This is a genomic window from Polaribacter sp. IC066, from assembly GCF_007997085.1.
Lineage (GTDB): Bacteria > Bacteroidota > Bacteroidia > Flavobacteriales > Flavobacteriaceae > Polaribacter.
Map to the genome: position 1 here is coordinate 21,393 of NZ_VORR01000005.1, position 26,535 is coordinate 47,927.

21 protein-coding genes, 6 tRNA genes and 2 pseudogenes are annotated in these 26,535 nt (G+C 32.8%); 20 read left to right on the top strand and 9 right to left on the bottom strand.

All coding sequences use genetic code 11. The annotated features are described in order from the left end of the window. Positions 1-3 precede the first annotated feature (3 nt). The 16 genes from hpf (at position 4) to ES044_RS02465 (ending at position 13,981) form a co-directional block, all read left to right on the top strand. Positions 4-312 carry a ribosome hibernation-promoting factor, HPF/YfiA family gene (gene hpf / locus ES044_RS02390; protein ID WP_147117948.1) on the top strand — a complete coding sequence of 103 codons (309 nt, stop codon included), beginning with the start codon at positions 4-6 and terminating at the stop codon, positions 310-312. 106 nt (positions 313-418) lie between these two features. Beyond that, positions 419-492, top strand: a tRNA-Thr gene (locus ES044_RS02395). A gap of 43 nt (positions 493-535) precedes the next feature. Next, a tRNA-Tyr gene (locus ES044_RS02400) sits at positions 536-617 on the top strand. A gap of 15 nt (positions 618-632) precedes the next feature. After that, a tRNA-Gly gene (locus tag ES044_RS02405) sits at positions 633-705 on the top strand. Positions 706-791: 86 nt separating this feature from the next. Continuing rightward, a tRNA-Thr gene (locus ES044_RS02410) sits at positions 792-864 on the top strand. Between the two features lie 61 nt (positions 865-925). Next, positions 926-2,113: an elongation factor Tu gene (gene tuf, locus ES044_RS02415; RefSeq protein ID WP_147117947.1), complete on the top strand. Its 1,188-nt coding sequence runs from the start codon at positions 926-928 to the stop codon at positions 2,111-2,113. A gap of 78 nt (positions 2,114-2,191) precedes the next feature. Further along, a tRNA-Trp gene (locus ES044_RS02420) sits at positions 2,192-2,263 on the top strand. A gap of 20 nt (positions 2,264-2,283) precedes the next feature. Further along, entirely contained in the window at positions 2,284-2,481 is a 198-nt protein-coding gene (secE, locus tag ES044_RS02425; protein WP_147117946.1) for a preprotein translocase subunit SecE, read from the top strand. 2 nt (positions 2,482-2,483) lie between these two features. After that, a complete protein-coding gene (gene nusG / locus ES044_RS02430; RefSeq protein WP_147117945.1) occupies positions 2,484-3,035 on the top strand; it encodes a transcription termination/antitermination protein NusG in 552 nt (183 codons plus the stop codon). A 71-nt stretch (positions 3,036-3,106) separates the two neighbouring features. Further along, entirely contained in the window at positions 3,107-3,544 is a 438-nt protein-coding gene (gene rplK, locus ES044_RS02435; protein WP_147117944.1) for a 50S ribosomal protein L11, read from the top strand. Positions 3,545-3,564: 20 nt separating this feature from the next. Then, positions 3,565-4,254, top strand: coding sequence for a 50S ribosomal protein L1 (gene rplA, locus ES044_RS02440; protein ID WP_147117943.1), 690 nt, complete (start codon positions 3,565-3,567; stop codon positions 4,252-4,254). Positions 4,255-4,273: 19 nt separating this feature from the next. Continuing rightward, positions 4,274-4,789, top strand: coding sequence for a 50S ribosomal protein L10 (gene rplJ, locus ES044_RS02445; RefSeq protein ID WP_147117942.1), 516 nt, complete (start codon positions 4,274-4,276; stop codon positions 4,787-4,789). Between the two features lie 50 nt (positions 4,790-4,839). Further along, positions 4,840-5,211 (top strand): 50S ribosomal protein L7/L12, encoded by a 372-nt coding sequence (rplL, locus tag ES044_RS02450; RefSeq protein WP_147117941.1) that lies wholly within the window; start codon positions 4,840-4,842, stop codon positions 5,209-5,211. 145 nt (positions 5,212-5,356) lie between these two features. Further along, entirely contained in the window at positions 5,357-9,166 is a 3,810-nt protein-coding gene (gene rpoB, locus ES044_RS02455) for a DNA-directed RNA polymerase subunit beta (protein ID WP_147117940.1), read from the top strand. Between the two features lie 96 nt (positions 9,167-9,262). Next, complete coding sequence (gene rpoC, locus ES044_RS02460) at positions 9,263-13,537, top strand: DNA-directed RNA polymerase subunit beta' (protein ID WP_147117939.1); 4,275 nt, start codon at positions 9,263-9,265, stop codon at positions 13,535-13,537. A gap of 132 nt (positions 13,538-13,669) precedes the next feature. Next, complete coding sequence (locus ES044_RS02465; protein WP_147117938.1) at positions 13,670-13,981, top strand: DUF3467 domain-containing protein; 312 nt, start codon at positions 13,670-13,672, stop codon at positions 13,979-13,981. Between the two features lie 305 nt (positions 13,982-14,286). Here the strand turns inward: ES044_RS02465 and ES044_RS18415 are convergent, their stop codons facing one another. The 5 genes and pseudogenes from ES044_RS18415 to ES044_RS19170 form a co-directional block, all read right to left on the bottom strand. Then, on the bottom strand, positions 14,287-14,463 hold the full coding sequence (locus ES044_RS18415; RefSeq protein ID WP_189663168.1) for a hypothetical protein: 177 nt from the start codon (positions 14,461-14,463) through the stop codon (positions 14,287-14,289). A gap of 2 nt (positions 14,464-14,465) precedes the next feature. Next, complete coding sequence (locus tag ES044_RS18420; protein WP_189663167.1) at positions 14,466-14,606, bottom strand: hypothetical protein; 141 nt, start codon at positions 14,604-14,606, stop codon at positions 14,466-14,468. 7 nt (positions 14,607-14,613) lie between these two features. Continuing rightward, entirely contained in the window at positions 14,614-15,090 is a 477-nt protein-coding gene (locus tag ES044_RS19165; protein WP_147117937.1) for a serine hydrolase, read from the bottom strand. 74 nt (positions 15,091-15,164) lie between these two features. Next, positions 15,165-15,269 (bottom strand): annotated as a pseudogene (locus tag ES044_RS19410) (hypothetical protein); the annotation flags it as partial. Between the two features lie 113 nt (positions 15,270-15,382). Further along, entirely contained in the window at positions 15,383-15,736 is a 354-nt protein-coding gene (locus ES044_RS19170) for a serine hydrolase domain-containing protein (RefSeq protein WP_147117936.1), read from the bottom strand. A 473-nt stretch (positions 15,737-16,209) separates the two neighbouring features. Here ES044_RS19170 and ES044_RS02485 point away from each other — a divergent pair, with 473 nt between their 5' ends. After that, on the top strand, positions 16,210-18,981 hold the full coding sequence (locus ES044_RS02485; RefSeq protein ID WP_147117935.1) for a M16 family metallopeptidase: 2,772 nt from the start codon (positions 16,210-16,212) through the stop codon (positions 18,979-18,981). A gap of 663 nt (positions 18,982-19,644) precedes the next feature. Continuing rightward, on the top strand, positions 19,645-21,156 hold the full coding sequence (locus ES044_RS02490; RefSeq protein WP_147117934.1) for an NADP-dependent isocitrate dehydrogenase: 1,512 nt from the start codon (positions 19,645-19,647) through the stop codon (positions 21,154-21,156). Between the two features lie 339 nt (positions 21,157-21,495). Here ES044_RS02490 and ES044_RS02495 read toward each other — a convergent pair whose 3' ends face one another. Both ES044_RS02495 and aroC read right to left on the bottom strand, forming a co-directional pair. After that, entirely contained in the window at positions 21,496-22,596 is a 1,101-nt protein-coding gene (locus ES044_RS02495; RefSeq protein ID WP_147117933.1) for a heparan-alpha-glucosaminide N-acetyltransferase domain-containing protein, read from the bottom strand. A gap of 189 nt (positions 22,597-22,785) precedes the next feature. Next, positions 22,786-23,850, bottom strand: a complete 1,065-nt coding sequence (aroC, locus tag ES044_RS02500; RefSeq protein WP_147117932.1) for a chorismate synthase — start codon at positions 23,848-23,850, stop codon at positions 22,786-22,788. A gap of 239 nt (positions 23,851-24,089) precedes the next feature. Here aroC and ES044_RS02505 point away from each other — a divergent pair. Together ES044_RS02505 and ES044_RS02510 are read left to right on the top strand one after the other, a co-directional pair. Next, a tRNA-Ser gene (locus ES044_RS02505) sits at positions 24,090-24,174 on the top strand. Between the two features lie 220 nt (positions 24,175-24,394). Next, complete coding sequence (locus ES044_RS02510; RefSeq protein ID WP_147117918.1) at positions 24,395-24,730, top strand: helix-turn-helix domain-containing protein; 336 nt, start codon at positions 24,395-24,397, stop codon at positions 24,728-24,730. Between the two features lie 118 nt (positions 24,731-24,848). Here the strand turns inward: ES044_RS02510 and ES044_RS02515 are convergent, their stop codons facing one another. Together ES044_RS02515 and ES044_RS19415 are read right to left on the bottom strand one after the other, a co-directional pair. Beyond that, entirely contained in the window at positions 24,849-25,586 is a 738-nt protein-coding gene (locus tag ES044_RS02515; protein ID WP_147117917.1) for an SOS response-associated peptidase, read from the bottom strand. Between the two features lie 589 nt (positions 25,587-26,175). Then, a pseudogene (locus ES044_RS19415) lies at positions 26,176-26,404 on the bottom strand (ATP-binding protein); the annotation flags it as partial. Between the last annotated feature and the right edge of the window lie 131 nt (positions 26,405-26,535).

Here is a 26,535-nt window from a genome sequence, read left to right on the forward strand (position 1 = left end):
TTTATGAAAGTATTCACACAGTCAGTTAATTTCAATGCAGACAAAGAGTTAATGGTGTTTGTAGAAAAGAAAGTTGGTGCATTAGTAAAATTTCATGATAAAATTGTAGATGCAGAGGTGTTTTTGAAAGTTCAAAATACAAGTGACAAAGAAAATAAGATTACAGAGGTCAAAATTAATATTCCGGGAAGCGAGTTGATTGTAAAAAGAGAAACAAAAACCTTCGAAGAAGGCGTTAATGCTGCTGTAGACAACTTAAAAAGACAGCTAAAAAGATCAAAAGAGAAGCAGCGAGACGCTATGATTTCATAAAAAGTAAAAAAAAAGTAAAAAAACTATGATAAAATGTTTTAGAATATAAAAAAACTTTATACATTTGCAATCCGTTAGAAATAGCGGATTGTTTTTGCAACAAAAAGCCGATGTAGCTCAGCTGGCTAGAGCAGCTGATTTGTAATCAGCAGGTCGTGGGTTCGAGTCCCTCCATCGGCTCAAAAGCAAAAAAATTGTAGTTCATTGAAATCATAAATTTAGAGGGGAGATACTCAAGCGGCCAACGAGGACGGACTGTAACTCCGTTGACTACGTCTTCGCAGGTTCGAATCCTGCTCTCCCCACAAAATTTATATATTGCGAAAGTAGCTCAGTTGGTAGAGCGTCAGCCTTCCAAGCTGAATGTCGCCGGTTCGAACCCGGTCTTTCGCTCAAAGAGTTTTTGTTTTAAGTAGAAGTATCGTTAATAGTACGTTACTTTTGTTAAAGCAAAAGGCAAGTTGATAGTTTTTCAACAAGCCGGTGTAGCTCAGTCGGTAGAGCGCATCCTTGGTAGGGATGAGGTCGTGGGTTCAAGTCCCATCGCTGGCTCATTTTAAAACGTATTATTGGACACTAAATATATTTAAACTAAGAATTAAAATTAATAATCATGGCAAAAGCAAATTTTGACCGTTCGAAACCACACTTAAACATTGGTACTATCGGACACGTAGATCACGGTAAGACTACATTAACTGCGGCTATTACTAAAGTATTGTCTGATGCAGGTTTTTGTGACGCAAAATCTTTCGATCAGATTGATAACGCACCAGAGGAAAAAGAAAGAGGTATTACAATTAATACATCTCATGTTGAATATCAAACAGCAAATCGTCACTATGCGCACGTAGATTGTCCAGGTCACGCGGATTACGTTAAAAACATGGTTACAGGTGCTGCCCAAATGGACGGCGCAATTTTAGTTGTTGCAGCAACAGATGGACCAATGCCACAAACTCGTGAACACATTTTATTAGGACGCCAGGTTGGTATTCCTCGTATGGTTGTTTTTATGAACAAGGTAGATATGGTTGATGATGAAGAATTAATCGAATTAGTAGATATGGAAGTAAGAGAATTACTTTCTTTCTATGAGTACGATGGAGATAATGGACCTGTTATTGCTGGTTCAGCATTGGGTGCTTTAAACGGAGATCCTAAATGGGTTGAAACTGTTTTAGAATTAATGGAAGCTGTTGATGTTTGGATTGAAGAGCCTTTGAGAGAAATCGATAAGCCTTTCTTAATGCCAGTTGAAGACGTGTTTTCTATTACAGGTCGTGGTACAGTAGCAACTGGGCGTATCGAAACTGGAATTGCAAATACAGGGGATGTAGTTGATATTATTGGTATGGGAGCTGTGAAAATGACTTCTACTATTACTGGTATTGAAATGTTTCGTCAAATCTTAAACAGAGGAGAAGCAGGAGATAATGCAGGTATCTTATTAAGAGGTATTGCAAAAGAAGATATTAAAAGAGGTATGGTAATCTGTAAGCCAGGTTCAGTAACACCACACGCTAAATTCAAAGCAGAAGTTTATGTTTTGAAGAAAGAAGAAGGTGGTCGTCATACTCCATTTCATAACAACTATCGTCCACAGTTCTATGTAAGAACTACGGATGTTACAGGTACTATTAATTTACCAGATGGTGTAGAAATGGTGATGCCTGGAGATAACTTAACAATTACTGTAGATTTAATTCAAGCAATTGCATTAAATGTAGGTTTACGTTTCGCAATCCGTGAGGGTGGTAGAACTGTAGGTGCAGGTCAGGTAACTGAATTATTAGATTAATATTTAATTAGTTTATTAATTGATAAATATAAAAAGGTATTCCGTTTCTAACGGGATGCCTTTATCAATGAATAAGAAACGGGCGTAGTTCAGCGGTAGAGCACTGGTCTCCAAAACCAGCTGTCGGGAGTTCGAATCTCTCCGCCCGTGCAATAAAACATAAAAGTAAGATGAACTTTATACAATATATCAAAGATTCTTTTGATGAGTTAAGTAACCACATGACTTGGATTTCAAAGGAGGATGCTCAAAAAACGACGGTAACGGTAGCTGTTTTTACAATTCTGTTTGCGTTGGCGGTAGCGGGTATAGACTATGTTTTTCAATCTGGACTAGATAATTTTTTCGAAATGTTTAAATCTAACTAATAATGGCAACTGATTCAGTAATGAAATGGTATGTTGTTAGAGCCATTGGAGGACAAGAAAATAAAGTAAAAGCTTACATAGAAACTGAAATTTCTAGAGTAGGATTGTCTGATTATGTAAGTCAGGTAATTGTACCTACAGAGAAAGTTATTCAGATACGAAACGGTAAAAAGGTGAATAGAGAAAGAGCTTTTTTTCCTGGATACATAATGGTAGAGGCAAATCTTTCGGGTGAAGTACCGCACGTTATTAAAGGAATAACAGGTGTTATTGGTTTTTTAGGGGAAGTAAAAGGAGGAGAACCTGTACCGATGCGAAAATCAGAGGTAAATAGAATGCTAGGTAAAGTTGATGAGCTTTCAGTTCAAGATGAAAACATGGCAATTCCTTTTAATATCGGTGAAACTGTTAAGGTTGTAGATGGTCCATTTAATGGATTTGATGGAACTATAGAAAAAGTAAATGAAGAAAAGCGTAAACTTGAGGTAATGGTAAAGATTTTCGGAAGAAAAACACCATTAGAATTAAGTTATATGCAAGTAGAAAAGATATAATTGTTACACAAATATATAGATCGATTTGTTTTTAGCTTCTAAATAAAAGCAAATCATTAAACATTTTTAAAATGGCAAAAGAAGTTAGTAAAGTAGTTAAGTTACAAGTAAAGGGAGGCGCAGCGAATCCATCGCCGCCGGTTGGACCTGCTTTAGGTGCTGCTGGTGTTAACATTATGGAGTTCTGTAAACAGTTTAATGCAAGAACGCAAGACAAACAGGGTAAAGTTTTACCCGTTGTTATTACTGTTTTCAAAGATAAATCGTTCGATTTTCTTGTAAAAACTCCACCTGCAGCAGTTCAGTTACTAGAAGTGGCCAAAATTAAAAAGGGTTCAGGAGAACCAAACAGAAAGAAAGTAGCAGCAGTTACTTGGGATCAGATTAAAGTTATTGCAGAAGACAAAATGGTAGATTTAAATGCCTTTGAAATGTCTTCAGCAATGCGTATGATTGCAGGTACAGCACGTTCTATGGGTTTAACAGTTAAAGGTGATGCACCAGCATAAGCTTTATAAAAAGTAGTAAAATGGCAAAATTAACAAAAAAGCAAAAAGAATCGCACGCAAAACTAGATCGTTCTCAATCGTATGATTTAGCGGCGGCTTCAGTGCTAGTCAAAGAGATTACTAACGTAAAGTTTGATGCATCAGTAGATTTAGCAATACGTTTAGGAGTAGATCCTCGAAAAGCAAATCAAATGGTTAGAGGTGTGGTAACACTACCACACGGAACTGGTAAAGATGTAAAAGTTTTAGCATTAGTAACTCCGGATAAGGAAGCAGAAGCTACAGAAGCTGGTGCAGATTATGTAGGATTAGATGAATATCTTCAGAAAATTAAAGGAGGATGGACAGATGTAGACGTAATTATCACAATGCCAAGTGTAATGGGTAAATTAGGTCCTTTAGGAAGAATTTTAGGTCCAAGAGGTTTAATGCCTAATCCAAAAACAGGTACTGTAACGATGGATGTTGCAAAAGCTGTACAGGATGTGAAAGCTGGTAAAATTGACTTTAAAGTTGATAAAACAGGTATTATACATGCTGCAATTGGAAAAGTATCTTTTGATGCTATAAAGATTGAGGAGAATGCAAACGAGCTAATACAAACAATTATTAAATTGAAACCAACAACTGCAAAGGGAACGTATGTAAAAAGCGTTTTTATGTCTAGTACTATGAGTCCTAGTATTGCTCTTGAGGTGAAAACTGTTTAATACGTTAAAACTTATAATTATGACTAGAGAAGAGAAATCACAAGTAATACAAGATTTAACAGCAGTATTAGCAGGAACGAACACACTATATTTAGCAGATATTTCAGGATTAAATGCACAAGCTACCTCTAATTTACGTAGAGCATGTTATAGAGCAGATGTTCAGTTATCAGTTGTAAAGAATACATTACTTGCAAAAGCAATGGAGGCATCAGACAAAGATTTTGGTGAGCTTCCAACAGTATTAAAAGGTAATACATCAATGATGATTGCTGAAGCCGCTAATGCTCCAGCAAAACTAATTAAAGACTTTAGAAAAAAATCTAAAAAACCCTTATTAAAAGGTGCTTTTGCAGAAGAGTCTATATATATTGGTGATGAGCAATTAGACGCTTTAGTAAATATTAAATCTAGAGAAGAGTTAATTGGAGATATCATCGGATTATTACAATCGCCAGCTAAGAATGTTATTTCAGCATTACAATCTGGTGGTCAGACACTTTCAGGTATTCTTAAAACTTTATCTGAAAAATAAGTACGCGCACAAATAAACTATAATAAACAAAATTTTTAAAAACAATTTAAATGGCAGATTTAAAAGATTTCGCAGAGCAATTAGTTAACTTAACAGTAAAAGAAGTTAATGAATTAGCGACTATATTAAAAGATGAGTACGGTATCGAACCAGCAGCAGCGGCAGTAACAGTAGCAGGACCAGCAGCAGCAGGTGAAGAGGTAGAAGAGCAAACTGAATTCGACGTAATTTTAGTAGCAGCAGGTGGTTCTAAACTTGCAGTAGTAAAATTAGTTAAAGAATTAACTGGTTTAGGTTTAAAAGAAGCTAAAGGTATCGTAGATAGCGCTCCTGCAGCAGTAAAAGAAGGTGTATCTAAAGATGAGGCAGAAGGTCTTAAAAAATCTTTAGAAGAAGCTGGAGCTGAAGTAGAGCTTAAATAAGCTTTCAATCCTGACTACGCCTCGCGTGGCGGGACAACAAATTTAGGTTTAGGTACTGGAAATTCATATTTCTGGTCCTAAACCATTTTGTGTATATATTCGTTCTTTATTTTAATTCAGATTTTAATCAAAAAAATATTCTCTTTTGGCAACGAAAAACACTACTGAAAGAATCAATTTCGCCACTTCTCAAATGATTAAGGAGTATCCAGACTTTTTGGATATTCAGGTAAAGTCTTTTCAAGATTTTTTCCAACTTCAAACTAAGGCAGAAGAAAGAGGTGAAGAAGGTTTGTATAAAACCTTCATGGATAACTTTCCTATTACAGATACAAGAAATCAGTTTGTATTAGAATTTTTAGATTACTTTGTAGATCCACCAAGATATTCAATTCAAGAATGTATTGAGAGAGGTCTAACACACAGTGTGCCTTTAAAAGCACGGCTAAAACTATATTGTACAGACCCAGAACACGAAGATTTTGAAACTATTGTTCAAGATGTTTACCTAGGTACAATTCCTTATATGACAAACTCTGGTACCTTTGTAATTAATGGTGCAGAGCGTGTTGTTGTTTCTCAATTACACAGATCACCTGGTGTATTTTTTGGGCAATCTTTCCATGCAAACGGTACAAAGTTATATTCTGCAAGAGTTATTCCTTTTAAAGGATCTTGGATTGAATTTGCTACCGATATCAATCAGGTAATGTATGCTTATATTGATAGAAAGAAAAAATTACCAGTAACAACATTATTTAGAGCCATTGGTTTTGAAAGAGATAAAGATATTTTAGAAATTTTTGATCTTGCAGAAGAGATTAAGGTTTCTAAAGCTGGATTAAAAAAGGTACTAGGTCGCAAATTAGCTGCTAGAGTTTTAAAAACTTGGCATGAAGATTTTGTAGATGAAGATACTGGTGAGGTTGTGTCTATCGAAAGAAATGAAATTATTTTTGATCGTGATACTATTTTAGATAAAGAACATATAGATGAAATAATAGAGGCAGGTGCTAAAACCGTTTTACTTCATAAAGAGGACAACGATATGGCAGATTATGCTATTATACATAATACGTTACAAAAAGATCCTACAAATTCAGAAAAAGAAGCTGTAGAACATATTTATAGACAATTACGTAATGCAGAACCGCCAGATGAGGAGACTGCAAGAGGTATTATAGATAAGTTATTCTTTTCAGAACAACGTTATAATTTAGGGGAAGTGGGGCGTTTTAGAATGAACACTAAACTACAATTAAACGAGCCGATTGATCAGAAAGTCTTAACAAAATTAGATATCATAACGATTATTAAGTATTTGATTGAACTAATCAACTCTAAAGCAGAGGTTGATGATATTGATCACTTATCAAATAGACGTGTAAGAACGGTTGGTGAACAATTAGCAGGTCAGTTTGGTGTTGGTTTAGCGCGTATGGCAAGAACAATTCGTGAACGTATGAATGTGCGTGATAACGAAGTGTTTACTCCTATCGATTTAATTAATGCAAAAACATTATCATCTGTAATTAATTCATTTTTTGGTACCAACCAGTTATCTCAATTCATGGATCAAACAAATCCATTAGCAGAGATCACACACAAGCGTAGGTTATCTGCACTTGGACCTGGTGGTTTGTCTAGAGAAAGAGCAGGTTTTGAGGTGCGTGATGTTCATTATACACATTACGGACGTTTATGTCCTATTGAAACTCCAGAGGGACCAAATATTGGTTTAATTTCTTCACTTGCAGTGTTTGCAAAGGTGAATAATTTAGGTTTTATTGAAACGCCTTATAGAAGAGTAGAGAATGGTGTAGTATCAAAAGACGAGCCCGTTTACTTAAGTGCTGAAGAAGAGGAAGGTATGAAAACTGCCCAATCTAATTTAGAGTTAAAAGAAGATGGTACTATTGTTTTAGATAGAGTTATTGCGCGTGAGGAAGGCGATTTTCCTGTGGTTACTCCAGATAAGATAAACTTGATGGATGTTGCGCCAAATCAAATTGCTTCTATTTCGGCGTCTTTAATTCCTTTCTTGGAACATGATGATGCCAATCGTGCATTGATGGGATCTAACATGATGCGTCAAGCAGTCCCTTTATTACGTCCTGAATCTCCGATTGTTGGTACAGGTTTAGAGCGCAGAGTTGCAAAGGATTCTAGAATTTTGATTAATGCAGAGGGTGCAGGAGAGGTTACGTATGTAGATGCGAACATGATCACAATCAAATATGATAGAACTGAAGAGGAAAAAATGGTTAGTTTTGATTCTGATGAAGTTTCTTATAACTTAATCAAGTTCAGAAAAACAAACCAAGGTACTTCTATTAACTTAAAGCCGATTGTTGAAAAAGGTGATAGAGTAGAAGAAGGTCAAGTTCTTTGTGAAGGGTATGCAACACAAAAAGGAGAACTAGCTTTAGGTAGAAATATGAAAGTAGCCTTTATGCCTTGGAAAGGGTATAACTTTGAGGATGCAATCGTAATTTCCGAAAAAGTTGTTCGTGAAGATATATTTACATCGATTCATATTGACGAGTATTCTTTGGACGTAAGAGATACAAAATTAGGAACTGAAGAGTTAACTAATGATATTCCGAACGTTTCTGAAGAGGCTACCAAAGATTTAGATGAAAATGGAATGATCAGAATTGGAGCAGAAGTAAATCCTGGGGATATCTTAATTGGTAAGATTACACCAAAAGGAGAATCTGATCCAACTCCTGAAGAAAAATTATTACGTGCTATTTTTGGTGATAAAGCAGGCGATGTAAAAGATGCATCTTTAAAAGCTTCGCCATCATTAAGAGGTGTGGTAATTGATAAAAAACTATTTAGAAGAGCTGTTAAAGATAAAAATAAGAGATTAAGAGATAAAGAGGCGGTTGCTACTTTAGAGTCTTCTTTTATTGGAAAATTTGAAAGCTTAAAAGACGAATTAATAGATAAGTTATTTACTTTAATTAGTGGAAAAACTTCTCAAGGAGTATTTAATGATTTAGGCGAGGAAGTTTTACCAAAAGGTAAAAAGTATACCCTTAAAATGTTAAATTCTGTTGATGATTATGTGCATTTAACAGGTTCTTGGACTACAGATAAAGAGCTTAATGAGTTAGTAGGTGAACTAGTTCACAACTATAAAATTAAGGTAAATGATTTGCAAGGTTCTTTACGTCGTCAAAAATTTACAATTTCTGTAGGTGATGAGTTACCAGCTGGAATTTTAAAATTAGCAAAAGTTTATATTGCTAAAAAACGTAAGTTAAAAGTAGGTGATAAAATGGCTGGGCGTCACGGAAACAAAGGTATTGTTGCTCGTATTGTTAGAGCAGAAGACATGCCTTTCTTAGCAGACGGAACTCCTGTAGATATCGTTTTAAATCCATTAGGTGTACCTTCTCGTATGAACATTGGTCAAATTTATGAAACTGTTCTTGGTTGGGCAGGTCAAAAATTAGGAACTAAATATGCAACGCCAATTTTTGATGGAGCATCTTTAGATCAAATTAATGAGATTACTGATAAAGCTGGAGTACCTAGATTTGGACATACTTATTTATATGATGGTGGAACGGGTAAACGTTTCGATCAGCCCGCAACGGTTGGAATTATCTATATGATTAAGTTAGGGCACATGATTGAAGATAAAATGCACGCGCGTTCTATAGGTCCTTACTCATTAATTACGCAACAACCTTTAGGAGGTAAAGCGCAATTTGGTGGTCAACGTTTTGGAGAGATGGAAGTTTGGGCATTGGAGGCTTATGGAGCATCAAGTATCTTAAGAGAAATCTTAACCGTAAAATCTGATGATGTGATGGGAAGAGCTAAAACATACGAAAGTATTGTAAAAGGTGAAGCGATGCCAGAACCAGGTTTACCAGAATCATTTAACGTATTAATGCATGAATTGAAAGGTTTAGGTTTAGACGTTAGATTAGAAGAATAATTTTAGTATACAGTTATCAGTATTCAGTGAGCAGTCTGCTTCTGAATACTGGATACTGAATACTGCCAACTGAATATTGAATACTCATTAAAAGACATGGCAAGAAAACAAGAAAAGTACACTGTAAAAAAGTTTAACAAAATATCGATTGGTTTATCGTCACCAGAAGCTATTCTAGAAATATCTAAAGGTGAGGTGTTAAAGCCAGAGACTATAAATTACCGTACGCACAAACCAGAAAGAGATGGCTTGTTTTGTGAGCGTATTTTTGGTCCTGTAAAGGATTATGAATGTGCTTGTGGAAAGTACAAAAGAATTCGCTACAAAGGAATCGTTTGTGACCGATGTGGTGTAGAAGTAACTGAAAAGAAGGTACGTAGAGACAGAGTGGGGCACATTAATTTAGTGGTTCCTGTTGCTCATATTTGGTACTTTAGGTCATTGCCTAACAAAATGGGGTACCTTTTAGGTTTGCCATCTAAAAAGTTAGACATGATTATTTACTATGAGAGATACGTAGTAATACAACCAGGTATTGCAAAAAATGTAGAAGGAGAGCCATTACAAAAAATGGATTTCTTAACAGAAGAAGAATATTTGGACATTGTGGATGAAATTCCACAAGAAAATCAGTACCTAGAAGATGCAGACCCAAACAAGTTTATTGCAAAAATGGGAGCTGAATGTTTAATTGATTTATTAGCGCGTATCGATTTAGATGCGTTGTCTTTTGAGTTAAGACACAAAGCAAATACTGAAACTTCTAAACAACGTAAAACGGAAGCTTTAAAACGTTTAAATGTTGTTGAGGCGTTTAGAGATTCTCAAAAGAATAGAGAGAACAAGCCAGAATGGATGATTATGAAGGCTGTTCCCGTAATTCCACCAGAATTACGTCCTTTGGTTCCTTTAGATGGTGGTCGTTTCGCGACTTCAGATTTAAATGATTTATACAGAAGAGTTATTATCAGAAACAATCGTTTAAAAAGATTGGTTGAGATAAAAGCTCCTGAAGTAATCTTACGTAATGAAAAACGTATGTTGCAAGAATCTGTAGATTCATTATTTGATAACACACGTAAATCATCAGCAGTAAAAACGGAATCTAACAGACCTTTAAAATCTTTATCAGATTCTTTAAAAGGGAAGCAAGGACGTTTCCGTCAGAATTTGTTAGGAAAACGTGTTGATTATTCCGCACGTTCTGTAATTGTTGTTGGTCCAGAATTAAAACTTTCAGAGTGTGGTATTCCGAAAGAAATGGCAGCTGAACTTTACAAGCCTTTTGTAATTAGAAAATTAATTGAGAGAGGAATTGTAAAAACGGTTAAATCTGCAAAGAAAATAATAGATAGAAAAGAACCAGTTGTTTGGGACATTTTAGAAAATGTAATTAAAGGGCATCCTGTTTTATTAAACAGAGCACCTACTTTACACAGACTTGGTATACAAGCATTCCAACCAAAATTAATTGAAGGTAAAGCAATACAATTACACCCACTAGTGTGTACTGCCTTTAATGCCGATTTTGATGGAGATCAAATGGCCGTTCATTTACCATTAGGACCAGAAGCTATTTTAGAAGCACAAATATTAATGTTGGCTTCTCATAGTATTTTAAATCCTGCAAATGGGGCACCAGTAACTGTTCCTTCACAGGATATGGTACTTGGCTTATACTATATGACCAAAGAAAGAATTTCTACACCAGAAGTTCCTATTAAAGGAGAAGGTTTAACGTTCTATTCGCCAGAAGAAGTAACGATTGCTTTTAACGAAGAAATGGTTGACTTAAATGCAGGAATAAAAGTTAGAACTCAAGATTTAAATGAAGAAGGAGAAATCATAACTAGAATTATAAAAACTACTGTTGGTAGAGTTTTATTTAATGAAGTTGTGCCTCCTGCGGCAGGATATATAAATGAAGTTTTAACTAAAAAGAATTTGCGTGGAATTATTGGTGCTATTTTAAAAGCAACAGATATTCCTACAACCGGAGACTTTTTAGATGAAATTAAAAATATGGGATATAAATTTGCTTTTCAAGGTGGTTTATCTTTCTCATTAGGAGATATTATTATTCCAGATGAAAAACAATCAATGATTGATGCTGCTAATAAAGAAGTAGATATCATTGTAGGAAACTATAATATGGGTATGTTAACGCAAAAAGAGCGGTACAATCAGGTAATTGATGTTTGGGGTTCTACCAACAACAGATTGACTGAATTATCTATGAAAAACTTGCGTGAAGACCAACAAGGGTTTAACTCGGTTTATATGATGCTAGATTCTGGAGCGAGGGGTTCTAAAGAGCAAATTCGTCAGTTAACTGGTATGCGTGGATTAATGGCAAAGCCTAAAAAATCTACAGCTGGTGGTGGTGAAATTATTGAGAATCCGATTCTTTCTAACTTTAAGGAAGGATTATCAATTCTTGAATATTTTATTTCTACACACGGTGCGCGTAAAGGATTAGCAGATACCGCTTTAAAAACTGCAGATGCAGGTTATTTAACGCGTCGATTAGTGGATGTCTCTCAAGATGTTATCGTAAACGAAGAAGATTGTGGTACATTAAGAGGATTAGAGGTTGCACCCCTAAAGAAGAATGATGAGATTGTAGAATCTTTATCAGACAGAATTGAAGGCAGAATTTCTTTACAAGACGTTTATCACCCATTAACAGAAGAAATTCTTTTAGAGGCAAATCAATCGATTACTTCTAAATTAGCAGACGCTGTTCAAAGATCTGGCATTGATAGTGTAGAAGTAAGATCTGCATTAACATGTGAATCTACAAAAGGTATTTGTGCAAAATGTTACGGTTTAAGTTTATCTACTCGTAATAAAGTACAAATTGGTGAAGCAGTTGGAGTAATTGCGGCGCAATCTATTGGAGAGCCAGGTACACAGTTAACATTACGTACATTCCACGTTGGTGGGGTTGCGGGTAACATTTCTGAAGAGAATAAGTTAATTGCAAAATTTGATGGTAATGTTGTTATCGAAGACCTACGAACAGTACAAGGTAAAGATAATGATGGTAAAACAACAGATATTGTAATTTCTAGAACAGCAGAAATTAAGATTAAAGATAAGAAAACAGGAATTACACAGAGTACAAACATTATTCCTTACGGTTCTGTAATTTTCGATAAGGAAAGAAAGACCATCAAAAAAGGTGATGTTATTGTTCAATGGGATCCATTTAACGGTGTAATTGTTTCTGAATTTGGAGGAAAAGTGAAGTTTGACAACTTACAACAAGGTATTAACTACTCTGTAGAAGTTGATGAGCAAACTGGTTTTCAAGAGAAGGTAATGACCGACTCTAAAAATAAGAAAATTATCGCTTCTTTAATCATTGAAGATAAAGATGGTAATGCTTTACGTTCTTATAGTTTACCTGTAGGAGCACACTTAATGATTGATGATGGTCAGATGGTAGAATCTGGTCATACATTAGTAAAAATACCAAGAAAATCTGGTAAAGCAGGAGATATTACTGGAGGTTTACCACGTGTAACAGAATTGTTTGAAGCACGTAATCCTTCTAATCCTTCTGTAGTTTCAGAAATTGATGGTGTTGTTTCCTTTGGGAAAATTAAGCGTGGTAATAGAGAAATTATCGTTGAGTCTAAAACAGGAGATATTAGTAAGTATTTAGTAAAACTTTCTAACCAAATTTTAGTTCAAGAGAATGACTTTATTAAAGCGGGTATGCCTTTATCAGACGGAGCAACAACTCCTTCAGATATATTAAGAATTAAAGGGCCATCTGCAGTGCAGCAGTATCTAGTAAATGAAATACAAGAAGTATATCGTTTACAAGGTGTAAAAATTAATGACAAGCATTTCGAAGTTGTAGTTCGTCAAATGATGCGTAAAGTTAAAATTATTGATTCTGGAGACACTTTATTGTTAGAGAATCAATTAATTCATAAAATTGACTTTATTCAGGACAACGATGCTATCTACGGAATGAAAGTTGTTGAAAGTGCTGGAGATTCTGAAAACTTGAAAGAAGGTCAAATTATTTCGGCTCGTCAATTAAGAGATGAAAATTCTTTGTTGAGAAGAAATGATAAAAATCTAGTAGAAGCAAGGGATGCAAAGCCTGCAACTGCGGAACAAGTTTTACAAGGTATTACAAGAGCATCACTGCAAACAAAATCGTTTATTTCGGCAGCTTCTTTCCAAGAAACTACAAAAGTATTAAACGAGGCTGCGGTTAGTGGTAAGATAGATACATTAGAGGGCTTAAAAGAAAATGTAATTGTTGGTAAGAGAATTCCGGCAGGTACAGGAATGAGAGCTTACGACAATATAATTGTTGGATCTAAAGATGAAATGGAACAAGGTTTCTAAATAAGCGTTTAAGCGTTTAAAATTTAAAAGTTGAATTGTTTATTGTAACTTCTTTACACTATTCAATTCAGCTTTTTTTTTGTTTATCTAACTTTTATAGAACAAACGATTACGAATTTAAAGATATACATTATGGAAGAAAATAAAAACAAAGACGGACAATTAAACATCGAATTAGACCAAGAGATTGCCGAGGGAACGTATTCTAATTTGGCTATAATTAATCATTCGGTATCAGAATTTATTGTCGATTTTATCAATATTATGCCCGGTGTGCCGAAAGCAAAAGTAAAGTCTAGAATTATCTTAACGCCTCAACATGCTAAAAGATTATCAAAAGCATTAGCGGATAATGTTCGAAAGTTTGAACAACAAAACGGAGAAATTAAAGATTATGAGCAACCTCCAGTTCCGATGAATTTCGGACCAACCGGTCAGGCTTAACACAAAAAACCCCAAACTTTAAAGTTTGGGGTTTTTTGTATTTCTGCGATGTATTCATTTTATGCACTAAAAGTTTAGAAAGAAAATACTTGCAATTAGTAAAAGTGCTTACCTTATTGTACATTTAAATTAGCCTTTTTTTTTGATATCCTATTTATCATTTATCACTATTTAATGCAAATACTTAAAGGGGATGAGCGGTTTTATATGCGGTTAATTTTTAGTAAGAATGCAGTTTTAAATTTTTAAAGATAAAAATACATGTGAAATTATATGACGTAAATAAATGAACCATAATGAGTTATTTATTTTAAATATAGAATTGCCTCGAGTTGTACTGCTTTATTTTTTGAAGAGGTTAGGGTGCTATCCACTTCAAAGCTTTGTTTAAATTTTTTAAGAGCTGCAATCGAATCTCCTTTTGCAAGCAATGCATCACCATAACTGTCGTACGTATTTGCAGATTTTTGGTACTCGTCCATAGTTAATTTAAAAACAACCAAAGCTTCATCATTTTATTAGCCGCAAATAATCGATAACCTAAAGTATTCATTGCTGTTTCAAATGTGGAGTAATTTACGGTGTCTAATTTCAATTCCTTATAGATTATAATTGCCGTACTCATATCTTCTTCATAAATTTTTTTTTGACATTAGACTTTCTATTTGTAGTTTAGGGATGTGATAAGGTTTATTTGCCATGATATTAGATAATCCATTCTCTATACTTCCGTAATTTTCGTCTGAATTATTTGTAAGTAAAATAAAGCTATATTGAGCATCAACTGCAGTATGCAGATAAGTGTCAAAACTAACCCAGCCACCTGAATGATTTAGAACTTTTGGTTCTTTTAATTTTGATTGAATTACCCATCCAAATCCATAATTAGTTAGTTTTCCATTGGTCAAAACGCCAAATGTCCATGTTTCTTCTAAATAACTTTTTGGAATAATTGTATAATTTGCTAATGCTTGATTCCATTTAAATAAATCGTTTAATGTAGAATAAGTACCACCATCTCCTCTTACATCATTAACTAAATTATAATCATTTTCTACAAAATCAACTTGATTTAAAGCTCTTTTATATCCGAAGACACGATTTGTCATGTTGCGGTCTGGGGCAATTTGATAGTTTTAAAGTAGGGTTTTATACATTTGTAAAGGTTCAAAAATAGTATTTTTTAAAAATCTCTAAAATGCATCCCAGAAACTTTTTCAACAATAGATGCTAAAAATAAATAACCGGTATTACTGCATGCCCATTGTTCTCCAGGTTTAAAATTAAGAGGAGGGTTTGCATGATAGAAACTTCTATAACTTCATTATTCCCTAAAATATATGTCTTAGTGCTATCTAACGGTCTTCAATTTTTATCTAATAATTGTTCATAATCTGCAATTCAAGAAGTATGATGTAAAAGCTGTTTCACTGCGATCGTCGGATAAGGAAATTTTGGAAGAATAGAGACAACTGTTTGATTGTACTCTAGTTTTTTCATTTGCTTTAATTTCATAATGCTCATTCCGGTAAATTGCTTGCTAACCGAGGCTAATCTAAATTGAGCATCTACAGTTAAAGAATCCATTGTATGGATGTCCCTTAAGCCAACGGCATTTTTATAAATTATTTTGCCATTTTTATAAACTAAAATATTACCTATAGTGATGGCTTTTTTATTCATTTTATGAATAAATTCAGCATAGATAATATCAACTGTTTTAGTCTCTTTATGACGAGACAATAGGCAGATCATAATAACCAATAATAAGGTAAGTTTAATAAATTATCACATAACTAATTTATTAATTGACTTTTATAGATGTACATCATTAAAGTTTGGTCTTCTAATTTAAAGAGTATTTATTTTGTATTTAATAGAGAAACTGCTATTTGCTTTAGGTACTAACGAATAAGATAAAGTTGATTGCGGCCAGAAATTTATTCATTAAATGACAGAATTTGTAAGAAACTTTTTTGTTATAAAATCATTTTAAATTGAATTTAAATGGAGTTTTGGTAAGCATCGTTTATAATAATGTTTGTCTTTTATGAGTGTGTATAAATGTTTATTTCATTAGCTAGCAAATAATATTTGTTACTATCTTAAAAACCATCAAACAAAAAAAAATGAATAAAAGTCGAAATAATTTTTATAAATAATTTGTTTTTATTAGCGATGTTGCGCTGTAATTTGTACATTTATAGCATACTAACTAAAAATATATCATGAGAAGACTAATTTATTCCTTAAAAAGTATGGTACTCTGCACATTTATTTTTGCATTGTCAGTACCATCAAACGCACAAATTACAAAAACAGCAAGTGTAGAAGGTATTACCGAATACATGCTAGATAATGGTCTAAAAGTACTATTATTTCCAGACAATTCTGCACAAACTATCACGGTGAATATCACTTACAAGGTAGGTTCAAGGCATGAAGGTTATGGTGAAAAAGGGATGGCTCATTTATTAGAGCATATGGTGTTTAAAGGTACACCTAACCACCCAAACATTACAGAAGAGTTAACATCTCATGGGGCAAGACCCAACGGAACAACCTATTATGACCGTACCAACTATTTTGAAACCTTTAATGCAACCGAAGAAAATCTAGATTGGGCTTTAGATTTAGAGTCAGATAGAATGATGAATTCTTATATTTCAAATGACGATTTACAATCAGAATTTACGGTAGTACGAAACGAGTTTGAAAGCGGAGAGAATTCTCCATCGCGTGTTTTATCACAAAACGTTATTAGTGCCGCTTTTTTATGGCATAATTACGGACAATCTACTATTGGAAATCGTTCTGATATTATGCGGGTACCCATTGAAAATTTAAAAGCTTTTTATAAAAAATATTACAGACCTAGTAATGCCGTATTAATGGTAACTGGTAAAATTGATGTTGAAGCGACATTAAAGTTAATTGTTGAAAAATTTGGGGTGTTAAAAAATCCAGATGTGCCACTTAAAGATGTGCCTACTATCGAGCCAGCTCAAGACGGAGAGAGAACAGTTGTTTTAAATCGAGTTGGTGATTTACAAATTGTAGCTGCCTTATATCATATTCCAGCAGTTTCGCACATAGATTTTACAGCAATGGCTATTGCAGAACAAGTATTAACAGATGAACCTTCAGGAAGATTGTATAAAGCTTTAGTTGAAGGTAAAAAGGCTTCTAGTCTTTATTCTTATACGCCATTTACAAAAGAGCCATCATTTCTGTATATCAATGTAGATGTGCCTTCGGATAAGTCTTTAGAGGCGGCTAAAGAAACATTATTAAATGTTTTAGACAACCTATCTAAAGAACCAGTAACAGCAGATGAATTAAAGCGTGCGAAGGCAAATATGTTAAAGCAAATGGATCAAATTTCTCGTAATTCTTCTTATTTAGCAACGTATACGAGTGAGTTTATTGGAGCCGGAGATTGGAGATTAATGTTTATTTACCGCGATTTTATTGAGTCTATGACTTTAGACCAAGTAAATACTGCTGTAAAACGGTATTTAATAAAAACAAATAGAACTGTTGGTTTATTTGTACCTACAGAAAACCCTGTAACGGTTGCCATAGATCATACAGAAGGTTTAGAAGAACTTGTTGCAAATTATAAAGGAAGAGAAGGTTTAGACGCTGGTGACGCTTTTGATGTGTCTCATGATAATATTCAGAACAATTTAAGTACGGGTATGTTACAGAAAGCACCTATTGAATACGGATTTATAAAAAAGAATAATCGTGGTGAGACCGTAACTTTAGATTTTACGATTAGAAATGGTACTGTTGATGATTTTATGAATAAAGGTAAAATTGCGAGTTATACAGGGCGTATGTTAAACAAAGGAACCACCACTAAATCTAGACAAGATATTGAAGATGCCTTGAGTGCTTTAAAATCTTCTACTTTTGTGAGTAGTTCTAACGGACAAATAAACGCCACGGTTAGCTCTACAGAAGAAAACTTAATGGCAACGCTAGATGTGATGACAGACATGTTGAAAAATCCTGTTTTTGATGCAACAGAATTAGAAAAGCTAAAAACACAAGATTTAGCAGGTTTAGAACAAAGTAAAACAGATCCGCAGGCAATAGCCATCCGTAAAATGAGCTCAATAATGAGTGAAATTTATCCGAAAGGGCATCCTAATCATGCTATGACTTTAGATGAAGAAATAGAGGCAATTAAAGCTGTAACTGTGGCAGATTTAAAAGCATATCATAAAGAGTTCTACGGTATTTCTGATAATGCTAGTGTAGTTTCAATTGGTAATTTAAATGAGCAAAAATTAAAAGATTATTTTGAAACAAATTTTAGCGATTTTAGAAATAATCGTGCATTTAAAAATATACAGAAACCTTACCTTGCCAATACAGCAACCAATGAAAGTACTAATACACCAGACAAAAAGAATGCGATTTCTTTTGGTGTATTGAGTATGGAAGTTAGCACAGATGATAAAGATTATGCTGCTTTGCAGGTTGCCGGAGAAATTTTAGGAGGTGGTTTTATATCCTCTAGAATCGCGAATAGATTGCGTCAGAAAGATGGTATTAGTTACGGAGCAGGTGGCAGAGTAAGTGTAGATAATGATCGTAAAGATAAAAGCTCTTCAGCTTTTGTGTATGCAATTTATGCACCTGAAAATGCTGCTAAAGTACAGCAAGGTTTTAAGGAAGAAATTGCACTATTTATTAAAGATGGTATTACAAAAGAAGAACTGGAATCTACCGTTAATGGTTGGGTGCAAGCTCAAAGTGTTGCGCGTGCAAAAGATGATGAGTTGGCAGGTTTAATAGAGACTAATTTATATTATGACCGCGATTTAACATTTCAAAAAAATATAGAAGAGCAGGTAAAAAGTTTAACTGTAGATCAGGTAAATGCAGCGATTAAAAAATACTTTAAAACTTTTGATAAATGGACAGTATCTAATGCTGGAGATTTTAAAGAATTAGAAGTTCAAAAAGAAGGTAAAAAGATTGATTAATTTTTTTAAAAACCTAAAGTAAAAGCCAATTTGTATTTTCAAATTGGCTTTTTTTTGATTTTAAGATTGACTGTTGTATTTCTAATTCATCATTGTTCGCTAAAGAAACAAGCCGATTCACTTTTAAAACGAACTGCAGTTTCAGAACCAAGACTTGATGATAACCAACTTAAAATAAGAGAAAAAAAGATGATTTTTTTTAAAATTAATTCAAAATATAAGGTATTATTAAAAAAAAAAAGTGAAATCTCTTCATTTTAAAACGATTTATGAACCTAAATATTTTTAATCGGACACTATTAATTCTAATTATAGAGCCTCAACACTAGTAGAATTTTAAGGATTAGAAGTGTTTTTTTTGGTGATACTTTTTAAAAGTAAAATAATTTTGACTTTTTTTTAAAATAATTGTCGAACTTTTTTAGCTATATTTTTCGAGGATTTTTAAATTATTTGAGGTTATTTTAAAAGAAATAAATCGGATGTTTCGATTTTTTATCGCGATAAATCAATGGTATTATATGTAATTATTTAGATTTTATTTTCTAAATTTATAGAATAAACCAACTTTATACATAAGTATTGTTTATGTTTATTATAAAAAACATAAATAAAAAGTTATGATTAATTTTTTTGATATTTGCCCCATCAAAAAATATAAAGATGGAAAATATTCAAATAAAGCAAAAAGAAAAAAATGTTAGTAAAAGTACTATTACTAGAGTTGCAGTAGCACATGGTGATGGAATTGGTCCAGAAATTATGGATGCTACTTTAAGAATTCTAGAAGCTGCAGGAGCAAATATTGAAGCTGAAAAAATTGAAGTTGGTGAAAAAGTATACTTGTCTGGCAATTCTGCCGGAATAGAAAAAAGTGCTTGGGAAGTAATCAACAGAAATAAATTAATTTTAAAAGCACCTATTACAACACCGCAAGGAAAAGGTTATAAAAGTTTAAATGTAACCTTGCGTAAATCTTTAGGATTGTTTGCCAATGTAAGACCTGTAAATGCGTATGCGCCTTATGTAAAAACTAATTTTGCAGGAATGGATGTTGTTATTGTAAGAGAAAATGAAGAAGATTTATATGCAGGTATAGAACACCAACAAACACAAGATGTAGTACAATGTTTAAAATTGATTACGAGACCCGGTTGCGAAAAGATAGTACGATATGCTTTTGAGTATGCCCAAGCTTATGGAAGAAAGAAGGTTACTTGTATGGTAAAAGATAATATTATGAAATTAACGGATGGTTTATTTCACAGTGTTTTTAAAGAGATAGCTGCAGAGTATCCTAACATAGAGAGTAATTCTCAAATTATAGATATCGGCTCTGCAAAATTAGCAGCTAATCCAGAAAATTATGATGTTATTGTAACTTCTAATTTATACGGAGATATTATTTCTGATATTGCAGCAGAGATCGCAGGTTCTGTGGGTATGGCTGGTTCTGCTAATATCGGCACCAATATAGCAATGTTTGAGGCTATTCACGGTTCTGCACCAGATATTGCTGGAAAAAAAATAGCAAATCCTTCTGGATTACTAAATGCCGCAGTAATGATGCTGTCTCATGTAGGTAAAACAGAAATTGCATACACTATTAAAAATGCTTGGTTAACCACTTTAGAAAAAGGCTATCATACGGCAGACGTGTATCAAGAGTCAATTTCTAAAGAATTAGTTTCTACAAGTGAGTTTGCTTCTAAAGTCATTGAAAATCTAGGAAACCAACCAACAACTTTACCGATAAGTAATTTAGCAGCAGGTAACGGCGAAATTGTGATTCCTGTTTATAAAAGAAAAGAACAAAAGCAAGTTTTAGTGGGTGTGGATGTTTTTATCAACTGGCAAGGTACCGATGCTACTATTATAGGCGATATTTTATCTGGTATCGATTCTTTTAAAATGAAGTTAAAAATGATAACCAACAGAGGGGTAAAAGTATATCCCGAAGGGATGAAAGAAACCTATTGCACAGATCATTGGAGATGTAGATTTGTAGATATACACTCTAAAATAGAAGGAAATTTGGTGTACAATCCGGTAGATTTTGAAAAAATAATAGCTTTATTATCAAAATTAAATAATGAAGGTTTTCAAGTGATTAAAATTGAAAACTTATATGAGTTTGACGGAAAAAGAGGGTTTTCTTTAGGACAAGGAGAGTAGGTATTAGTTATTTTATATAATAAGCAGTTGTATTTTTGTACAGCTGCTTTTTTTGTATTGATAAAATAAAAAATATTCACGAAAATGAATTATTTGAATCATTCTTGTCCGATAAAAGACTCAAGATTGCATCGTTTTTAGAATCAAGAATTAAGACTTGATTTTAACTACTTAACAAACACCTATAATTTAAAATAAAATCTGCTACTTTATTTTGATGAGGTTATTTCTAAAAAAGAAAGGTATCATTTAAAAAACTTACAGAATCCTTTCTTTTGAGAGAGATGATCAGACTAAAAATATTTTTAATCTTACACTAATGTCTTTTAATTAAATCTATCATCCCTGAATTTTTTTATTCTTGGCGGTATCAAAAAAGTTTCTTAAATTTTTATAGACAAAAGCATTTGTTTTCACGTAATAAAAAGAAATAAAACAGACACAAGTAATAAATGAGATGGCACCAAAAACGGCTTGCCATGGTGCAAGGGTTTTGCCTATTAATTTTAGACCAATTCCTGTAAAGCTGCCGTAAATAAGAATAAAGTGAATTACATAAATAGACAATGTTTTTTGTCCGATTTTTAAAAGTAAAGGAAATTTTAAATATTTTTCGAATGCATAGAAAAAAGCAAAATAAAGAAAAACATTGCCCAATCTAGTAAATAAGTAGTTATAACTAGCGGAGTCCATAAATAATTGAATGTTGGTTGCTTTTGATATTTCAGCCAAAAGATAAGAAGAATAAAATATCAAAATAGCACCAGTAAAGATAAAAGAACTCACAGCAATTGCCTTAAAATTTCTTTTTTGCAAATTAGTATAAAATAAAGTAGCTAAAAAAGCACCAAAAGAGAAGTAACCAAACCAAGGGATAATGGTAAATATAGAGCCTCTATTTTTGGAGATATAATTGCGTAAAATAAGAGGAACACTTTCAAAATTTACCACACGATACAAGGGTTCGGTAAGAAAAATTAAAACACCTACAAACAAAGTAACACATGAAAAAAGCACTAACTTTTTTGCGGATAAAAAGTAAAGAACAATAATACAAATTAAACTTAAACCGATGCATTGTAAAACATCAACAACTAAAAAATAAGTATTAAAGCTGCCAGATAACCATTGCAAAATAGGAATTCTTATAAGATATCCCACAAAAATTAAAAAGAAACCTCGAATAATTCCTTTTCGCATTCGCTGTTTCTCATCATCTTTTTCTTTCGCTTTTAGTAATAAATAGGTGAAGATTAGTCCTGAAATCGTAAAAAACGTAGGCGCTGTAATTCCTCTAAAATAAGACCATACAGCAAACGGAATTAAATTTAAATCTCTGTAAGTTGTATTTAAAAGTGTGTCTATAAAATGACCTTGCAGCATCATTATAATGGCAAAAGCACGAATGATATCAATAAAATATAATCTTTTAGATTCCAAGGGATAAAATTAAATCTTAAATGTAAGCATATATTTTATTGAATCTACACAATTCATTTAGAATTGTAATAATAGATTAGAATCTTAACGTTTAGATTTCCTCAAAGACGCCTAGTGGACCATAAATTCCAAAAAAAAATAATGACTTTAGCAGAAATTTAAAATAGCTATTTTATGAATAATTTTAGGTTAAATTTTTCTAGTTTTATTAATTAACCAGAAATCAGCTAACACTAAAGCTGTCATCGCCTCTATAATTGGTACTGCTCTTGGCACAACACAAGGATCATGTCTTCCTTTCCCTGTTATTTCTGTTAGCTCATTTTCAGAATTAATGGTTTGTTGTGAACTCATAATGGTTGCCACAGGTTTAAAGGCAACTCTAAAATAGATATCCATTCCGTTACTAATTCCACCTTGAATACCGCCAGATAGATTAGACTGTGTAGAACCATCTTCGTTAAAAATATCATTATGTTCAGAACCTTTCATTTTTGCGCCACAAAATCCGCTGCCAAATTCAAAACCTTTTACAGCATTAATAGAAAGCATTGCTTTACCTAACTCTGCATGTAATTTATTAAAAATAGGTTCACCAAGGCCAACGGGCATATTTTGTGCAACACAGGTTATGGTTCCTCCAATAGTATCGCCAGCCTTTCTAATTTCTTTAATTCGAGTAATCATTTTTTCGGCAGAAGCTTCATCGGGGCAGCGCACAATATTACTTTCTGTTTTAGAAAAATCTAAATCTTGATATGGTTTGTCTATAAAAATATCGCCAACAGAAGAGGTAAACGCATTAATTTTTATGCTAGCAATTAATTGTTTTGCCAAAGCACCAGCAACAACCCAGTTTGCAGTTTCACGAGCAGAACTTCTTCCGCCACCTTTATAATCTCTAATTCCGTATTTTTGGTCGTAGGTATAATCCGCATGCGAAGGTCTGTACACGTTTGTGTTGTGGTTGTAATCTTTACTTTTCTGATTTGTATTTTTGATGATAAAACCAATAGAAGTTCCTGTAGTTTTTCCTTCAAAAATGCCTGATAAGAATTCAACGGTATCAGGTTCCTTACGCTGCGTTACAATTTTAGATTGCCCGGGTTTACGTCTATTTAGTTCTTCTTGAATTGCTTCAAAATTTAAGGCTAAACCCGCGGGAAATCCGTCGATAACACCACCAATTGCAGTACCATGAGATTCTCCGTAGGTAGTTACTTTTAATAAATTTCCGAAAGAGTTAAAAGACATAAGTAGATATAATTTTAGCACAAATATACGAATCTACTTAAAAAGTAAGTTCATTAGACGTTGTTTAATTATGATTCCTAAATTATTTATTTTCTTGTGATGGTTTGATAATTAGAGGGATATCTTTTATATTTTGAGATATTCAAAATAAATAAAAATTAATAGTTTTTTTGTTTCAAATAATGAAAAAGGTTTCTATATTTGCACCCGCAATCAGAGTATATCTGATGAGACGCACTGGAGAAATGGCAGAGCGGTCGAATGCGGCAGTCTTGAAAACTGTTGACTGTAACAGGTCCGGGGGTTCGAATCCCTCTTTCTCCGCAAAACCCTTGTTAATCAATTGATTTTCAAGGGTTTTTTATTGGAATTGATCTTTGTTTCTTTTAATTATTTTCAATTTCACTTCAGCTTTCAATGTTTTTTTAAGTTTAATAGTTCTGAAAAATACATTTTTTCATTTTTATTTGTTTTTATAGTTATCTAATTTCTCTCTTCATACAAGAATTTTAACAAGAAATAAAATAAACTTAAAATAATAACTATGGAAAATCCTTTCGAAATTATCAACAACAGATTAGAGCGCATTGAAAAATTACTGGAAAATATCTATTCAGATATGCAAGAAAATAGAGGGAATCCTACTTCTCCCAAAATAATGAATTTAAAACAACTGGCAAACTATTTGAGTATCTCAACATCGAATATTTATAAATTGACAGGTTCTCGTAATATTCCTCATTCAAAAAATGGTAAAAAACTGTATTTTGAAAAATCAATACTTGATGCTTGGTTTTTAAAAAATACTATAATGACAAATGATGATCTTGAGCAAGAGGCTTTGAAATACACATTAAAAAGGAAGTTTAAACGTAGGTAATCATAAAAGAGTTTCAAAAGTGAGTTTAATGAAAAAAACACCAATATAAATTCTTTTAAAAGCTACAATAACCTTTCCATAACAATTTTTCCACCTCTCAATGATGTTCATTTTATTTTTAAAACAAACCTCGTTGAAAGGGGACTTCATTTAAAATACTAGGTATGTTGCTATCTTTTTTAGTCGAAAATAAATCTGGAGAAACAGGGTAAGTCGATAGTTCTTGGGATGTAAAAGTATTTAGTAATTCTTTAATTTTATCTTCTTCTGAAGTTTGCAGCCAATCCTTATAATCTGTAGGATCTAAAATTAAAGGCATTCTGTAACTACCTAATTTATTTGGTGTGTTATGTATTTCTTTAAACATTGAATTTGCTTCTGTAGTAATGATAGAAGCTGAATAAACAGGCTTGGTACAACTATTCTTTAGAACAGAATAAACACCTGCAAAAGCAATTAAAGCATGATTTTTTTCTTTAAAATAATAAGGTATTTTATTTTTTATTCCAATAGCTGAATGAGGTTCAAAGAAACCATCTGCAAATAGTAAACATCGCTGCTTTCTAATGAATTGATTAAAAAAATTACTTTCAAATAAACGCTCTCTGGTAGCGTTTAGAGTATTCGTTTTTATTAAAAACTCTTTTCTTTTTAATACATCATATTTTGTTGGTAATACACCCCAAGTTGAATTTACTATCGATGTTGGATCATCTTGTTTTACGATGGCTAAATTCTTTGTTTCCCATCCATTAAAATGATAATAAGGCTTAAATGACAAAGGATCATTGAATATCATTTTAGACTGAATTTCTATATCTTTTATGGATTTGGTTAAGGAAATATGGAAACACATGATTTTTTTTTTGATTAAAGATACATTATTACTTTAAAGAATCTTTAATGGCACTAATTAAAGCGTCTTTTGTCTTCAAGGTTTAATTCACTCCATATTTCTTTGGGTAAATTAGTGTTGGATTTATGCTTTTGTTAAAACCTCAATAGCCTGCAAATTATACGCTATTATTCCTTTTTATTCTCTAATAAACTTAAACAGACTTTACCTGCTTCAGTGGTGTAATATTTTTGAAACTTACTGGTAGGTTTATTTGGTAATGTTCTTCTTAATAATTCTTGTCTCAATAGTTTATCTGTATGATACTTGAAATTTTTTGTCTGATTACTGATATGTAAACAATCTTCTAATATTTCCTTTTTCTTTTTAGGATTGTAGGTGAATTTTAAAATTTTAATTTCATGGTTTGTCAGCCCATTAGCAATTACTTTGTATTTATTAATAATTGTTTGGGTATCGCTCTTGCTGCCTTTATCTAATACTTCTGAAACTAACTTAACGTACCTTTCTAATTCGTGACTACTTAATTTGAATAGAGCCGTTTTATCTTGGTTACCTTCTTGGTTACTATCTTGGTTACTTGTAGTTTTAGGTAACACAATTCTTAAAAAATTATCTGAAAACTGAAAACAGTCTTTTGGATAATACGCACTAATTCTAGGAATACCAGAACCTAACTGCTCCACCAGTTCTAAATCTTTAAAAACCCGAATCAACTCTTTATTTCTAGGAATTGAATAGCCTTCAAAAAATTCTTTTTCACTTAAACCATCAGGCAGGGAACCTGTAGATGTAATTTCTATACGATCGCTAAAAATGCAATCACTTCCTTTGCTAAATCTACTTTTTTAGAAAGTTCTCGTTTGTATTCGATATGGTTGGTTTCGCTCATGACTTTATAGTAACTGTTTTACTGTCGGATTGTGAAGGTCTTAAATTTTATGAAAAG